This window comes from Chloroflexota bacterium, from assembly GCA_016219275.1.
Classification (GTDB): Bacteria; Chloroflexota; Anaerolineae; order UBA4142; family UBA4142; genus JACRBM01.
Map to the genome: position 1 here is coordinate 1 of JACRBM010000035.1, position 14,966 is coordinate 14,966.

At 55.3% G+C, this 14,966-nt stretch carries 16 protein-coding genes; 2 read left to right on the forward strand and 14 right to left on the reverse strand.

Annotation, left to right across the window (positions count from 1 at the left end):
* Nucleotides 1-489: 489 nt before the first annotated feature.
* The 14 genes from HY868_07495 to HY868_07560 all read right to left on the reverse strand — a co-directional run bounded on the left by HY868_07495 (nt 490) and on the right by HY868_07560 (nt 13,447).
* Nucleotides 490-1,032 carry a BrnT family toxin gene (locus HY868_07495; GenBank protein MBI5301965.1) on the reverse strand — a complete coding sequence of 181 codons (543 nt, stop codon included), beginning with the start codon at nt 1,030-1,032 and terminating at the stop codon, nt 490-492.
* A gap of 1,120 nt (nt 1,033-2,152) precedes the next feature.
* Nucleotides 2,153-3,457: a hypothetical protein gene (locus tag HY868_07500; protein MBI5301966.1), complete on the reverse strand. Its 1,305-nt coding sequence runs from the start codon at nt 3,455-3,457 to the stop codon at nt 2,153-2,155.
* Nucleotides 3,458-3,573: 116 nt separating this feature from the next.
* Nucleotides 3,574-3,795: a hypothetical protein gene (locus HY868_07505; protein MBI5301967.1), complete on the reverse strand. Its 222-nt coding sequence runs from the start codon at nt 3,793-3,795 to the stop codon at nt 3,574-3,576.
* Nucleotides 3,792-4,058 (reverse strand): hypothetical protein, encoded by a 267-nt coding sequence (locus HY868_07510; GenBank protein MBI5301968.1) that lies wholly within the window; start codon nt 4,056-4,058, stop codon nt 3,792-3,794. The genes HY868_07505 and HY868_07510 overlap by 4 nt, the downstream gene beginning before the upstream one ends.
* A gap of 8 nt (nt 4,059-4,066) precedes the next feature.
* Nucleotides 4,067-4,402 (reverse strand): hypothetical protein, encoded by a 336-nt coding sequence (locus tag HY868_07515; protein ID MBI5301969.1) that lies wholly within the window; start codon nt 4,400-4,402, stop codon nt 4,067-4,069.
* 207 nt (nt 4,403-4,609) lie between these two features.
* A complete protein-coding gene (locus HY868_07520) occupies nt 4,610-5,071 on the reverse strand; it encodes a hypothetical protein (GenBank protein MBI5301970.1) in 462 nt (153 codons plus the stop codon).
* Nucleotides 5,072-5,096: 25 nt separating this feature from the next.
* Nucleotides 5,097-5,783, reverse strand: a complete 687-nt coding sequence (locus tag HY868_07525; protein MBI5301971.1) for an ABC transporter ATP-binding protein — start codon at nt 5,781-5,783, stop codon at nt 5,097-5,099.
* Nucleotides 5,776-6,516, reverse strand: coding sequence for an ABC transporter ATP-binding protein (locus HY868_07530; GenBank protein ID MBI5301972.1), 741 nt, complete (start codon nt 6,514-6,516; stop codon nt 5,776-5,778). The genes HY868_07525 and HY868_07530 overlap by 8 nt, the downstream gene beginning before the upstream one ends.
* Nucleotides 6,516-7,469, reverse strand: coding sequence for a branched-chain amino acid ABC transporter permease (locus tag HY868_07535; GenBank protein ID MBI5301973.1), 954 nt, complete (start codon nt 7,467-7,469; stop codon nt 6,516-6,518). The genes HY868_07530 and HY868_07535 overlap by 1 nt, the downstream gene beginning before the upstream one ends.
* A 98-nt stretch (nt 7,470-7,567) precedes the next feature.
* On the reverse strand, nt 7,568-8,464 hold the full coding sequence (locus HY868_07540) for a branched-chain amino acid ABC transporter permease (GenBank protein MBI5301974.1): 897 nt from the start codon (nt 8,462-8,464) through the stop codon (nt 7,568-7,570).
* Between the two features lie 153 nt (nt 8,465-8,617).
* Nucleotides 8,618-9,868, reverse strand: a complete 1,251-nt coding sequence (locus HY868_07545; protein ID MBI5301975.1) for an ABC transporter substrate-binding protein — start codon at nt 9,866-9,868, stop codon at nt 8,618-8,620.
* Nucleotides 9,869-9,889: 21 nt separating this feature from the next.
* Nucleotides 9,890-11,008 (reverse strand): histidinol-phosphate transaminase, encoded by a 1,119-nt coding sequence (gene hisC / locus HY868_07550; GenBank protein ID MBI5301976.1) that lies wholly within the window; start codon nt 11,006-11,008, stop codon nt 9,890-9,892.
* A gap of 51 nt (nt 11,009-11,059) precedes the next feature.
* Complete coding sequence (locus HY868_07555) at nt 11,060-12,028, reverse strand: ParB N-terminal domain-containing protein (GenBank protein ID MBI5301977.1); 969 nt, start codon at nt 12,026-12,028, stop codon at nt 11,060-11,062.
* A 45-nt stretch (nt 12,029-12,073) separates the two neighbouring features.
* Nucleotides 12,074-13,447 carry a TrpB-like pyridoxal phosphate-dependent enzyme gene (locus HY868_07560; protein MBI5301978.1) on the reverse strand — a complete coding sequence of 458 codons (1,374 nt, stop codon included), beginning with the start codon at nt 13,445-13,447 and terminating at the stop codon, nt 12,074-12,076.
* 758 nt (nt 13,448-14,205) lie between these two features.
* Between HY868_07560 and HY868_07565 the strand changes: the two genes are divergently transcribed.
* On the forward strand, nt 14,206-14,463 hold the full coding sequence (locus HY868_07565) for a hypothetical protein (GenBank protein MBI5301979.1): 258 nt from the start codon (nt 14,206-14,208) through the stop codon (nt 14,461-14,463).
* Nucleotides 14,464-14,534: 71 nt separating this feature from the next.
* Nucleotides 14,535-14,807, forward strand: coding sequence for a DUF433 domain-containing protein (locus HY868_07570; protein MBI5301980.1), 273 nt, complete (start codon nt 14,535-14,537; stop codon nt 14,805-14,807).
* Nucleotides 14,808-14,966 lie beyond the last annotated feature (159 nt).

Below are 14,966 nucleotides of genomic sequence, written 5' to 3' on the forward strand. Positions count from 1 at the left end.
GATTCAACTCGAGTGGGAGTCGCTCGCGCGCTGTCATAAAATATGCCACGGTATTGTCAGGATGTCCAATTTGAGTTCATTGAACGTCCGTGTATTCACCGTTTAGAAACTACCGAAGGATTTATGCCGAGCTGTACTAGTTTTGCAGCTGCCGTTGTTCAATTTCCAGCCGCACTTGATCCACGGTCCCCGGCTTGCTTATCTGTACGAGATTATGAGTTGCATCGCGCGTTTTGCCAATAGGACTTTGGCACGAGTGAGCTGTTCGCAGGACACGGACATTTTTGTTTAAGTGGAAAAATTTTCCGCGAGATATTGAACTATGAGCACAGTCGTCGCCGATACACACATCTTTCGTGACCAAAGATCACATGATTCGTTCTGCCGCCGTCAAGACGATTTGGTGAAGGACACCAAGCTCGCGCGGCAAGCTAACCAACAGTAAACCCCTCCCGCACTCGCGGGAGGGGTTTACTGTTCAAGGTGGAATTATGCGCGGCGTCCAATGAGTTTGCGAATCGCCGTTGAAAGATTCGTATCAAGCGAACGTAAAAACTCGGCATGCGACTTGAGCAAAGTAACCGAGTGTCTTTCGACTGGCTCACCGAATTTCTCCTCGGTGGATTTGCGTCCTGCGCCGGGGCGCATGCCGCCGTGAGAAATGCGGACACGCTTGGCGAATGGATTAGGGCGCGCATTGCGATAATCAAGGTCATAGTGCGGTTTCAATTCATAATCGTCCAACTTGGCAATGCGCGGGGCGTGCGCATTGATTTTAGAAGCGCGTTTTTTTTCATAGACTTGATGCTCCTGGGCATTTGCTTTGCGCGCGCTAACCACCCGAATGAGATCGTCCGCGCGGGGAACAAAGGCAACCAACAATAAACGATTGCGCTCCGAATAACCGATCAGGATTTCACGTGGTTCATCTTCCGAGTGTTCCATATCGTCAAAAACGAAGGCGAATTCATCGGCGAATGTGGTGACGGCTTTGTCTGAGTTCCACTCGAAATTGAGAATGGGTGGCGACATCGGTGCGCTCCAAAGTGTGCTTCCGTGTTTTTGATTATAGCGTAGTTAATCAAGTGCTGTCAAGAGGCATGTGCTCAAATGCCCAAACACATCCCCCAACTGCGACTGCCACCAACCTGGGAGAGAACGAGTAGTAACCTGCCAAACACCATCGTTGCCAGCATCGTAGCTATCGTACCCGCTGGCAGTGCAGTTTGCGCTCCCATTGCAAGCCACTACGCGCCAATAATAGGTTTGGTCGTATTCTGCCGCAGTGACAAGAAAGACAGGATCGGGATCAACTCCACCTAAAGAATAATGGGACTCCGTGTAAATCGCGGGGTCAAGGTTAAGAACTTTATTTTTATCGCTGCTACCGTAAAAAGTTAGGGTTCTGTAATCAGCCAGGCAACGGCTGTTTTTTCCCCAACTGGTTACTGGGTCTACGGAAAAAGTAATGTTCAATCCCCCAGGCACGTCGGATGCCCCATCGGCAGGATCGGGATGGGTTGGTTTGGCAGGTGGCACCGCCGCAGGACAACAGGTTTTAGTTTGCTCCCATCTATCGCCGCAGTTGTTGGAGCAATTCATGGGACAACTTCCAGTAGCTCCACAAGCACAGTCCGCGCACCCAGAACTTGATGGGGTGCAACCATCGCTGGGGTCAGGATCAGACCCATTTCCCCCGCCGCCAGAAACTCCTTTGACTTCGTAAACCGTCGTCACCCCGTCGGGTCCCGTAATCGTCACCGTGTAATCCGACCCCGAGCCAGTCCTCGTCACCGTGGTACCACCACTGCTAAAACTGCCTCCATACTTCTCCGCTAAATCAGCCAAATTTAGAACATCGGGGGGGACGGAGGTATCGCCCGTACTGGGATTGTCGGTTTCAGTATGACTTCCTCCATCACAGGACTGGCATTCCCATCCACCACCTCCCCCGCCTCCGCCACCGCCGCCACGATCATCGTAACAAGGACCACCCTCCATACAATACTCCGCAGAGACGGATCGGGCTGACAACCAACCAACCAGAAGAAAAACTGACAGAAGTAATACAGCTGCTTTCCTCACCCTACTTTAACTATAGAAGACCTGGCGGATAAAAATCAAGGAGAAACTTTTGGAGGCAACCCATCTACTACTTTTTATCTTTCTCATCCAAATAGCGCAGCCTATCTCGGTACTTAACCGCCGGCTGCCCAGGCATAGTTCCCCCGATAGCATTCACATACTCGGGATTATTCTGCCACGCGAAGTTTTCCAGTATTCTCGCAAATTCTGGACGGGTCATTGTTTTGGCATAAAAATCTACTGACGCTTTTCTCATTGCCGCTTCGGCGGTTGAATTTTTTCTCGGATCAAGGCCATTAGCTAACAATCCTGCTTCTCTATCCGCCATTATTATGGTCGCGAGAAAGAAACCCTTTGATGCTGGGAAGAAACCCCCGTCGGAATAAACATTACTTCCGCCTCCCCAATTCTTCCCTTCCCTGGGCCAAACGGCGTTGACATTAAGAACCAAAATATACCCTTTTCCATCAGGGGCTTGTTCTAGCTGATAACCCACCCAGTTTTTATTTTCCAAGCATGGTCCAAGGTCACGGATGGTAACGCCAGCCAGCATGTGGGTTAGGTTTGGTAAACCAACATGGTTGACAATCTGCGCCACTTCAGAGGATGACAACGCCGTTTCCAAAAGTTTAGCCGCGTCGGGATAGACATAGGGCTCTTTCGCGGGACGAAACTGTTCAATGTAGGCGGGGATGGCAATCGGCTCGCCGCGGGATTTTGGGTCCATTCGTCTGAGGGCATCCAAAAGTCCTGCTGCATCGGCGGTTTTGATGTCTTCGTTTATTGGCGAAACGGTCAGCCACTGGTCTTTGCCGCCCCAGTTGACGAAATACCAAGATTGCTCTCCGATCTGCCCGTAGTGAGCCGCTTGTCCTGGCTTGTCGATTATCCCCATTATCGAAGAGTATCCCACAAGTCGTCCGTTTTGAACGTCAAAACGGGTCAGGGGAAATTCGCGATTAGGTCCTGCGGAGGTGGAAACCTGGGACAACTCTTTCGCGCCGGGCACAAGCACCCACGCATCGGGTGATGTTTTCGATTGAATCACAACAAGCACGCGTTTATCTGCAAGCCAGCCCGCGCGCACCGTGAAATCTTTTTCGTTGAATCCTTTGATCTGCGCGCGGGCTAACGCAAGCGCGGCGGTTGTATCGGGTGCGGGAGTTGGCGTGATCGTCGGTGTTAAAGTCGGAGTAGGAATCGCGGTGAGCGTGGCGGTGGGGGCGAGTGTTGCAGTTGCAGTCGGCGCGAGTGTGGGAGCAAGTGTTGGCGCGGGCGTCGAGGTTGGCGCGGGTGCGGAGGAACAGGCGGGGAGAAAAACGAATACCGCAATCGCGATGTAAGCAAAACAGGAAAAGAGGTAGCGCTTCATCGTGTCCTCCTGAAACGTGATGCAAAAAGTCTGGAGCGAATCCATGGTGTTGCATCAAGACCTGTCAGGTTTCTAAAAACCTGACAGGTCTGCCCTAAAGGTGTCAAGAATCTGCTCTAATCCAAATCCGCGTGATCGAATGGATTCTCGACGGCAAGCCCTTGGACGCGCGCGGCTTGGACAAGTTTCTCGTCGCCGCTCACAAAAATCACAGACAAATCAATGTCGCGCAGAGATTTTTCAAATGCCAACGCGGCAGATAATTGAATCGCGTCGTATGCCTTCAAAGGATGACTCTGGGTCAGTTCGGCGGCATTCCGTAGAATATCCGCGGTCAAACGAACGGCGCGGTAATCCTCGTCAATCTCATTTGCAAACTGCACGTAGGCGCGTTTCCCCAGAGTGGGTGTGATCGTTTCGCGTCTAACGAAATCGCAAATGCCGCGGCGACTTCGACCCGGCTAATGTCTGCAATCACCACACGGTTCAACTTGCTCCCGCTTTCATCGCGCGCATCGCCTATCGGTCGCGTCCAAATACTCTCCGGCTCGCGAACGTAGCGTTTGACGATGGCACTGGCATCGAAGTAGTAAATAGCCATGATTTGCCTCAGCGATTTTCAATGATGATTTGCGAAAGTGGTTTTTCCAATTTGAGGTTCCGGAGTGTATCGCGGATGCGTTGTTTTTCTGCTTCCGGCAACGCGCGCCATTCTGCCGCCATCGCTTTTTCTTCCGGCGTCAATTCTGCCAGCAACCCCGCGCGTTGCAAGACTTTATCTACCAACGTGTTTTCGTCTGCCGCGCGCGAGCGCAGCGCGCCGGGCTGGCGTTTTTCTAGCGGATGTCGTTTGCCATTCCCGCGCCGTTCAAGTTGCGCCACTTTTTTCTTGAGCGTCTCAATGTCGCGTTGCATTTGCTTCAGATCGGTTATTGTTACTGCCATCGCTCACCTCGCCTTCTGATCGCGATTCTACTGTATTCGCGCTTTTCCGTCAATCAAGATTGACGGTTGTCGAATTGTCGAAATCGTGTTTGACAAACCGCGCCAATTCTGCTACTATGCGGTTGATCGGGTGGCTTGTCGGACTCTGGGTTCAGAACCTTGACGAACGCAAGCTATAGAGCGCTGAAAGCGCCCCCCCGGTCTTTTTTATTGCAAAACGGCGAGAAACTCCATTTCAGTGATCCGTTTGTTTTCTTTGAATTCCCCGCGCCAAGTTCGAATTGCCAAATCGTGCGCGCGTGATTTCTTTCCGATGTGCCCAAAGGTAATTTGCCTGGAAGAAACACGGACACCTTCGCGGTGCCAGTACGCCAGAATCATCCCTTTGATTTCGCCTTCGTGTCCGAGATATTCGGCATCAATCACAACGTACTTGATCTTTGCAATTCGATTGCAGAGAAGTAGATACACTGCGGCTGCGAACATTCGCAACGCAATTCGTTTTTGAGAAAGTGGGTGCTTGCTTTTTTCGCGCAACGCGCGCGCCGCCGCGCGTTTGGTCGCGGCAGGAATTCGGATCGCGTATTGCAGATCGTTGGACAGCGCGAGCACCGTATCTGCGCGCACGTCTTCAATGTGAACACTCTGATCTATTTCGGTGTCTGACATGACAAGTGTTCTCCGTCGTGTATGGCTACACCTGCAAATACTTTTTCCGAATCTCTTCGTTCCGATTGAATTCCTCGACCGTGCCGTGGAAGCGAATGTGCCCATCGTCAATCACGTAGACGCGGTCGCTCAACGCGAGCGCGGACGCGATGTTTTGTTCCGCGATGAGCACGGTCAACCCAGTTTGCTTGAGTTGCTTGATGCGGTCTTCGAGCGTTTGCACCATCACCGGCGCGAGTCCTTCCATCGGCTCGTCGAGCAAGAGAAAATCCGGATTGCCCATCAACGCACGGCTGATCGCGAGCATTTTTTGTTCGCCGCCGCTGAGATAGCCGCCGCGCCGCGTCTCCATCGCTTTCAATTGCGGAAACAATTCGTACACGCGCGCGAGATCCCAGCCGCGCCCGCGCGCGGCTATGTCGAGATTTTCGCGCACGGTCAAATCCGCAAAGATGCGCCGGTCGTCCGGCACGTAGGCGATGCCGAGCCGCGCCAGCTGATACGATTCGCGTCCATTGACGACCTGATCTTTGAAAATCACTCTGCCCGCGCGCGGCGGCGTCAACCCGACAATGCTTTTTAGTGTCGTCGTCTTGCCTGCGCCGTTGCGACCCAGTAAGCAGACCGCTTGCCCGCGCGCGACCTCGAGCGACACGCCGAACAAAATGTGGCTCAAGCCATAGTAGGTGTGAATGCCCTCGACCTTAAGCACGCGCGCCTCCCAGGTACGCCTCTTGCACGACCGCGTTCTGGCGCACGATTTCCGGCTGGTCCTGAATGATCGTCTGCCCCTGGCGCATCACCATGATGCTCGTCGCGACCGAGAACACGACTTGCATATCGTGCTCGCAAAACAAAATCGTGATGCCGTGCGTTTGCGCGAGTCGTTTGATCAACTCCATCGTCGCGTGTGTTTCTTCCGGCGACATGCCGGCGGTCGGCTCGTCGAGAATCAGTAACCTGGGTTCGCTTCCCAATGCAATCGCGATTTCGAGAATTTTTTGGTCGCCGTGCGAGAGCGCCGCCGCGAGTCGTCGCGCTTGCGTGTAGAGTCCAGTATTGTCGAGAATCGCGTTCGTCTCTTGGACGAGCAGGTTGCGCGCGGGGCGAAACAAATTGCCGCTCTGTTTTTTCTGCGCGAGTACCGCAACCTGGACATTCTCGAACACGGTGAGACGCGGAAAAATATTCGCGATCTGAAACGCCATCGCGATGCCGCGCCGATTGATCGTGTGCGGCGCGAGACCAGCCAGGTTTTCGCCGCGAAATAGTACGCGCCCGGCATCGGGCTTGATTTGCCCCGTGATGAGTTTGAACAGCGTCGTCTTGCCCGCGCCGTTCGGACCGATCACCGCGACGAGCGCGCCTTCGTCAACGCAAAGGTTCGCGTCATTCACCGCTTGAAATTTGTCGAACGATTTGCGGAGGTTTTCAACCTGGAGCATCATGCCGCGCCTCCGTCCGGTTCGCGCGGTTTAAATCGCGCCGAGACAAAGCCCATGATGCCTTCGGGCAAAAAGAAAATGAGCAAAATCAAGATCACACCCAGGAGCAACGTCCAGTATTCGGTGTAACGACTCGCAAACGTGCGGAGCAGAATGACGAGCGCCGCGCCAACCATCGGTCCGGCGAACGTGAACCACCCGCCGAGCAAGCACATCACAAAGACATCGAGCGAGAACGACCAGAACAACATGCCGGGGAACACCGAACGTTCGAGCACGACGAACATGACGCCGGCAATGCCGCCGAAGAACGCGGCAATCACAATCGCGGCAAGTTGATGATTGCGGACGTTGATGCCGACCGCTTCACAGCGCGCGGCATTGTCGCGAATCGCTTGCAACGTCGCGCCGAACGGCGAACGAATGACGAAGTACATCGCGACCAGGCATCCCAGGGCGATTGCCAGATTGAGAAAATATGCGCCGTTGATCGTTTCGAGCGGCGCAGGCAAGGGGATGCCGTGAATGCCATCATCGCCGCTCGTGAACGCCGACCACCGCAACACGATGACCCAGATCAGCGAGCCGAGCGAGATTTGCAACATGCCAAAATAGAGGCGCGTAAGGCGAATGCAAAACCAACCGATGACGAGTCCGGCGAACGCGGCGATGAGCGGCGCGAGGATGAACGCAAGCCAGACGGGCATCCCCATTTTTGTAATGCCGAGCGCCGCCGCGTACGCGCCGACGCCGTAAAACGCGGCGTGATGAAATTGATAAATGCCGCCGTAACCCAGAACGAGGTTGAGACTCATCGCGAGAATTGCGGTGACGAAAATGAGCGTGAGGACGTACGTGTAAAATTCCGGCGCGATAAATGGCGCGCCAAGCAAGCTTGCCAACACGCCGAGCGCGACGACGAGCCAGCGCGTTTCGATGATGTCAGTGAACATGAGGATAACCCTGCGAAGGATGAAGGCGGAAGGATGAAGGATGAATTTTTCAGCTTTTACTTTCATCCTTCATCCCTCATTCTTCATCCTTTGTAAAATTACCAAACCGATTTCAACAATCCGGTCGGTCGCAAAAGCAGAACGATGACGACCGCCGCGTACGGAAACACGACTGCGAATTGCGGCAGGACGAGCAAGCCAAGCGATTGCGTCACGCCGAACAACAACGCGCCGATGAGCGCGCCCCAGATGTTGCCCAGCCCGCCAATCGTCACGATGAGAAACGCTTCGATGATGATCGTGTGATCCATGCCCAGCGTGAGACTCAGCGTTGGCGCGACGAGCGCGCCGCCCAGCCCGGCGAGCACGCAACCGATCATGAACGCAATCGCGAAAATCCAACTAACGTTGATGCCGAGCACGCCGACCATTTCGCGATCCACCGCCGCCGCGCGCGCGATCTTGCCGATTTTCGTTTTCGCGGTGAACAACCACATCCCCAGCGCGACGAGCGGACCGATCACGAGGAGAAACGCGTTGTAACGCGGAACACTCACCCCGAACACGTCCACAGACCCAGCCAGCACGGCGGGCGCGTTGACCGAACGATACTCTGCGCCCCACACCATCTTGACGAGATCATTCAGAATCAACATCGTCGCGAACGTGAACAGAATCAGCATCAAGTGCTCGCGTTGATAGAGATGCGAAAGCAACACGCGCTCGAACACAAGCCCGACGAGCGCGACAATTAGCGGCGCGACGACGAGTGCGACCCAAAAGCCGGCGGGGTTCGATCCGAACGCGTTCGTGATGCTGTACGCCGCGAACGCGCCGATCATGTAGAGCGAGCCGTGCGCGACGTTCGGCACGCGCAACACGCCGAGGATAAAACTCAATCCCGCCGAGACGATAAATAAAATCATCGCGCGGGAAAGACCGACGAGCAATTGACTGAGGAAGGCGTCGAATGTGATCTGCTGTAAAAATTCCATCCACCACAACCCAATTGAATTGTTATTGCGAGGAGCCGCACTGCCGCGACGAAGCAATCTCCAACCCCACCCGCGCCCTCCCCTTTGCAAGGGGAGGGTTGGGAGGGGTAGATTGCTTCGCCCCTTCGGGTCTCGCAATGACAAATCCAGCGCTTACTTGCCGCGCAATTTTTGAATGTCCGCGCACGCGGGCATCACGTCTTTGCCGGCGACCGCGATAATGTCAGTTGCAGTGAGGAACTCGTTTTGTGCTTCTTTCTTCGTCACGCCGAAAAAGATCGGCAGGACGAGTTGATGATCGCACGCGCGCATTTCCACTTGACCGACGGGCGTGTCAATCTGCAATCCTTCCATCGCGTCGATGAATTTTTCCTTGTCGAGCGCGCCGGCTTTTTTGTACGCCGCCGCGATCAACTTGGCTGTCGTGTACGCGTGGAACGACGCAAAGCTGGGATACGCGTTATTGTACGCGTCCTGATACGCCTTGACGAACGCTTTATTCGCCGGAGTATCGGGATAATAGAAAAAATAATCCATCGTGCCGAACACGCCTTCGGGTCCATTCGCGCCGAGCGGCTTGAGCACGCCGTAATCGATCGCGGTGTGAATCCACATCGGAATCTTGTCCGAAAAGCCGGTGGATTTCGCCACCTTAAGAACATTCGTCATGCCCGAACCGCCGGTCGCAAAGATCACCATGTCCGGTTTCGCCGAAGAAACCTGGGTCAGGTACGGCACGAGATCCGGCTCGCCGGTCTTCCACCACGTCTGTCCCATCAATTGCACTTCGGGTTTGATCTTCTTCAAACTGTTCCAGGTCGCGTCGGCAATCGAGTGACCGTACTCGTAATCCTCACCGGCGATCCAGAATTTAGTGTACGGTTTTTTCGCAAGCGCCTGTGCGCCGGCAAAACCCGCCATCACCGCGTTCTCGCTCGTCATGAACGCATAGCGATGTCCCTTTTCGCCAGTGACCTTGTCGCTCTTGGCTGTCCACACGATGAACGGAACTTTATTTTCGAGCGCGTACGCGGAAATCGCGAGCGATGCCGCGCTGTTGACTGTGCCAGCGAGAATGTCCACCTTTTCTTGCAAGACCAATTCCTTCGCCATGCTCAAGCCGGTGTCGGGCGCGAACTTGTCATCGCGCGTGACGAATTCGATCTTGGCTCCCAGCACGCCCTCCTTGTTGATTTCGGCGAGTGCCAGCTTGAAACCATTGAGCGCGTCGTTGCCGTACGCCGCCGGCGGACCGCTGTACGTGTCCACGATGCCGACCTTGATCGCGCGCGCGGCTTGGGGCGCAACGGTGGGCGCAGGCGCGGCGGTGGGTTGCGCCGCGCAGCCGATTAGCATGACACTAACGACCAGCGCGGCAATCAGAACGAACAGAGTGCGTCTCATCTCTCTCCTCCAGTGTGATAATTATTGTTTCAGCACGTCGCGGAGCGCGTGCAAAAACTTGACGTTCTCTTCGCGCGTGCCGATGGTCACGCGCAGGGCATCGGGCAGACCGAATCCGCCCATCGGTCGAATGATGACGCCGCGCTTGAGCATTTCGTTATCCATGGTTTTGGCATCACGCGGCAAACGGGGAAGCAAAATAAAATTCGCTTGCGTCGGAATAAATTCCAAATCGAGTTGCGCCAAGCCGTCGTACAAAAATGGTTTTTCGCGCGCGAGCAACGCGCGGATGCGGTCGAGGTACTCGCGGTCGTCGAGCGCGGCGATGCCGGCGCGCAAAACGGCGTCGCTGGTGTTGAATGGCAACAAGCCGTGCGCGAGATACTCGATGGTGGACGCCGCGCCAAGCGCGTAACCCAAACGCAAATTCGCCAAGCCGTACGTTTTCGAGAACGAGTACAGCACGAGCGCATTTTCGTAACCCTGCTTGACGTACTCGACCGCGTTCGAGTACGCCGGGTCGTCCACGAAATCGTGGTACGCTTCGTCGAACACGACGACGACCGATGGCGGGACGCGTTTCATAAACGCGTCCACCTCGTCGCGTGTGAGCAATGTGCCGGTGGGATTGTTCGGATTGGTGACAAACACCAAGCGTGTGTTTGGTGTGATCGCGTCCGCCATCGCGTTCAAATCGTACCGATAATTTTTGTGTGGGATCGCGATGACCTGCCCGCCGAACTGGATCGTGTAAATTTTGTAAAGTGGAAACGTCGCGTTGCATACGACCGATGCGCCGCCGTCAAAAATAAATCCGCTCGTGATCATTCGCAGCACATCGCTCAACCCATTGCCGACGAGGAAATTCGCGTCGGTGAATTGCGCGGCGTCGCGCGCGTTGTGGTACGCGGCGAGTTTCGCGCGCAATTGTTTTTCGGCGACGCCGGGGTAACGATGCGCGTCGGTCAACGCGGCTTGCAGCGCGGACAGCGCGCGCGGTGAGGGACCGAGCGGGCTTTCGTTCGACGCGAGTTTGACGACCTCGGCAAGACCATACTCTTGCTGCACTTGTTCGATTGGCTTGCCACCAATGTAGAGGGGAACCGTCAGCAGATTCGGATTCAGTTTCAAGTGGTTCATGCGCTCCTTTGGGCGCTTTTTAGCCACGCCCTTTAGCGTGGCTAAATGGAATCAATCTTCAAACAGGAAAACCGGCTCGCCGTAGTAACGCACTTTGCGTTCGCGGACGCGGCTCATCAGCCACTCTTCCAATCTTTTGTTTTTTTCTTCGAGCGACATCTCTGCCGCGAGAATCTGCAGATCGAAATTCACGCCGAGCGCGCGTCCGCCGATCAAATGGCGCGTGATGCCCATCGGAATCAAATTGCCGCTCATGGCGAGCCGCGTCACCTCGGACGGCGCGTAATCCGGAAAGACGACGAGCGCGGCAAGTTGCGGATGTTCGCGAAACAAGGTGTCCAAGTGCGTTGTCGTGACGCGATGCACCTGGGCTTTGCCGCGATACAAATCCACCACGCGATTGAGCATCGCGTTTTGCGCGTTGAGGTCGCCGTCCGTTTGCACGCCCCACACCGTGCGGTCGTGCAAGCCGATGACGCAAATCAACGCGCGTTCGTCCATCGCTTCGAGCGCGTCGTACTGGTGCATCAAGATCACGCGCACCGGCAACTCGCGTACCTGCGTGAGAAACTCGACCGACTTGATGCCTTCGAGCAGATGATACCACGAGTGAAGCGTGACGTTGCCGGACGTGTACTCGACGACCTGCACCAGCACATCGCGATAACCGAGCGCGCGCAAAGCCGACGTGCGCGTCGCACCGTCGAGCACGATATAACGCGTGCGACCGTAATCGCTCGCGCGCGTCACGATGGGCGGACTACGCAACACGCCATCGCGCTGCAGCGACGCGACGAGCCGCTCGACGCGCAGCGGGTCAATGCCTTCGTGGACGATCACCTCGTCGAGCGATACGATTTTCAGATTGATGTCGCTGATGTCGCGCGCATGTTTCGCGTCGTGCGCCCGCGCGCGGCGGACGCGCCGTTCGGACTGGATGACCGCGACGCTGCCATCGGAGGAAGCCGCGTCTTCCGTCACGACCATGCGCGAGGAATCCGTAGGTTCAGTATCGGACATATCTATCTTCTGTAGGGGCGGGGTCACCCCGCCCCTACAAATGTTCTATCCCATCGCCGGGACTTGCGGCAAATGTTTCATCGCCTCGTCCACCAATGCGGAGGGATATTCGAAATCTTCGAGTTTGCCTTGCAGGTATTGTTCGTACGCGGTCATGTCAAAGTGACCGTGCCCGGACAAGTTGAACGCGATCACTTTTTTCTGCCCGGCTTTTTTCGCTTCGAGCGCCTCGTCAATCGCGACGCGAATCGCGTGCGCGGATTCGGGCGCGGGGATGATGCCCTCGGCGCGCGAGAACTGCATTGCCGCGTCAAACGTCGCAAGTTGCTTGACCGCGCGCGCTTCAATGTCGCCGTGATTCACGAGCGCGCTGATGCTCGCCGCCATGCCATGATAACGCAAACCACCCGCGTGAATTCCCGGCGGCATGAACGTGTGACCGAGCGTGTACATCTTGACGATCGGCGCCATCGCCGCGCTGTCGCCGTAATCGAACGTGTACTTGCCTTTCGTCATCGTCGGGCACGACGCCGGCTCGACCGCGATCACGCGCACGTTTTTCTTCTCGGTGAATTTTTTGTGGAGGAACGGGTACGCAAACCCGGCAAAGTTCGAGCCGCCGCCCGCGCAACCGATCACGACATCAGGATACTCGCCCGCCATCTCCATCTGCTCCAGTGCTTCCAAGCCGATGACGGTCTGGTGCATCAACACGTGACCCAGCACCGAGCCGAGCGAATATTTTTTTGCGCCGTTCGAGGTTGCCGCGACTTCGACGGCTTCGGAAATCGCGATGCCGAGCGATCCGTTCGAGTTCGGATCCTGGGCGAGCAGTTGGCGACCATAGTTCGTGCGGTCGGTTGGGCTGGCATACACCTTCGCGCCGAAATTTTCCATAATGATGCGGCGGTACGGTTTTTGGTGGTACGATACCTTGACCATGTACACTTCGAGGTCGAGTCCGAAAAAGTTGCACGCCATCGCAAGCGCGGAACCCCACTGCCCCGCGCCGGTCTCGGTCGTCAACGCTTTTGTGCCGGCTTCTTTGTTGAAGAACGCTTGCGCGACCGCGGTGTTCGGCTTGTGCGAACCGACCGGCGAGACGCCTTCGTACTTGAAGTAAATGTGCGCGGGCGTGTCGAGCGCCTTCTCCAGTCGAATCGCGCGAATAAGCGGCGTGGGTCGCCACAGCTTGTAAATCTCGCGCACCGGTTCCGGAATTTCGATGTAGCGTTCGGCGCTGACCTCTTGCATGATGAGACTCATCGGAAAGAGCACGGCGAGAAAATCCGGCGTGACCGGTTGCATCGTTCCAGGATGCAATACCGGCGCAGGCGGGACGGGCAGATCGGCATTGATGTTGTACCACGCCTTGGGCAAACGACTTTCGTCGAGCAGGAATTTGTGTTGGTCTTTCATTTTTCCCTCCTAAGGAATTTTCGATTTTTGATTTTGGATTTTCGATTAATGCTTGATCCTGCCAGTCACGGTGGCAACATGCTACCTCCTTTGAACCACCACGGAATTGTGGCGGTCGGTGGTCAGCGCGCGTAAATAAAAATCGCTCGTCCCCTCGCACGCAAAAACTGCGCCGAATTGGGACGAGCGACGAGATGCCCGTGGTGCCACCCTGATTAGACTGATTTCAGTACGAGCGTTTGATTAAACGCCCTACAAAAAATCCCCACCGTGATTACGATGGGGATGTGCCAGTCTCACTTTGTGGAAACGCATTTGGATGTTGGAGGATGGAAGTTAGATGTTAGAAATTGGATTCTGGATGATTCCATCCAATCTCCAATTTCCAACCTCCAATTTCTAGTTTCCAATTTCCAAAATCAATTTCCTCTGCCGCGATAACGGGGGCGATTCCGGCGTCACCTACTTGGCATTGCCGTTCGGATTGCGACTCCCCGGTCCATTCGCCGCTGTCGCCAGTATCACACTTGCACCGATTGCGTGTGACTCGCTACACTTTGGACTTGCGGGTACTTGTCCGGATCAACATCATTACGTTTTATTTGTTGACAGGTTTATAGCATAGGGCGGGTGAATTGTCAAACGCAATTTTTCAGTGGAATCCAAATCCGCCTGTTTGGAATGTCAAAACCACCGTGAAATAGTCAAACGCAAAGCAAGGTCGTGTTGGTAAAGATGTCCAATCGGGAGTGATGCCGATGTCACGCCACCTTTTGCTCGTACTTTTGCTGGCTTGCCCAGCCAATTGTTCATATTGTTTCGGTCCGCACGTTGGCGAATCGCCCATGCGCGAAGAGACGGTCGTGGCAATCGTGCGGCGGCAGAGCGCGCTTGGCGACAAGGATCCGCTGGAAATTACATTTCACGGCGGCGAGCCCCTTGTCCCAGGCGCGTCGTTTTATTCGTGTTCATTCGCGTTATTCGCGGATGAAAAGTGTGACTCATCAATGGCTTGACAGACACTTGCTTTGGTTGATACTTGTTGCCGAATGAGTGCAGAAAAATTTTGCGCTGAAAGGAACGACCGATGAAACAATTATCTAAAGCACACACGCGCGTCAAGCCAATCGTGGCGCGTGATTGGCGCGCGTGCCGCGCGGTTGAACGTGCGCCCGATAAAGTCAGCGGCGAGTGGGTGTTTCGCGGCACGCGCGTGCCTCTGCGCGCCCTGTTCGAAAATTTGCGCGACGGCGCGTCAATCGAAGATTTCTTGAATTGGTTTTCCGGTGTTCAGCGCGAGCAAGTTGAAACCGTCCTTGATTTTGAACTTGAAGCATTGGCGATGCCGATTGCGCAATGAAAATTTTATTTGACCAGGTGCTGACCGTCAGCGCATGGCTGACACATTACCGCCAGCAACGCCCTGACACAAATGTCGCAGATACCGCCAGCGCATGCCGGACAGTCGTGGCGGTGATGTGTAACCTTGGTGAGTGATGATGTTGTGGTGTGAATCAAA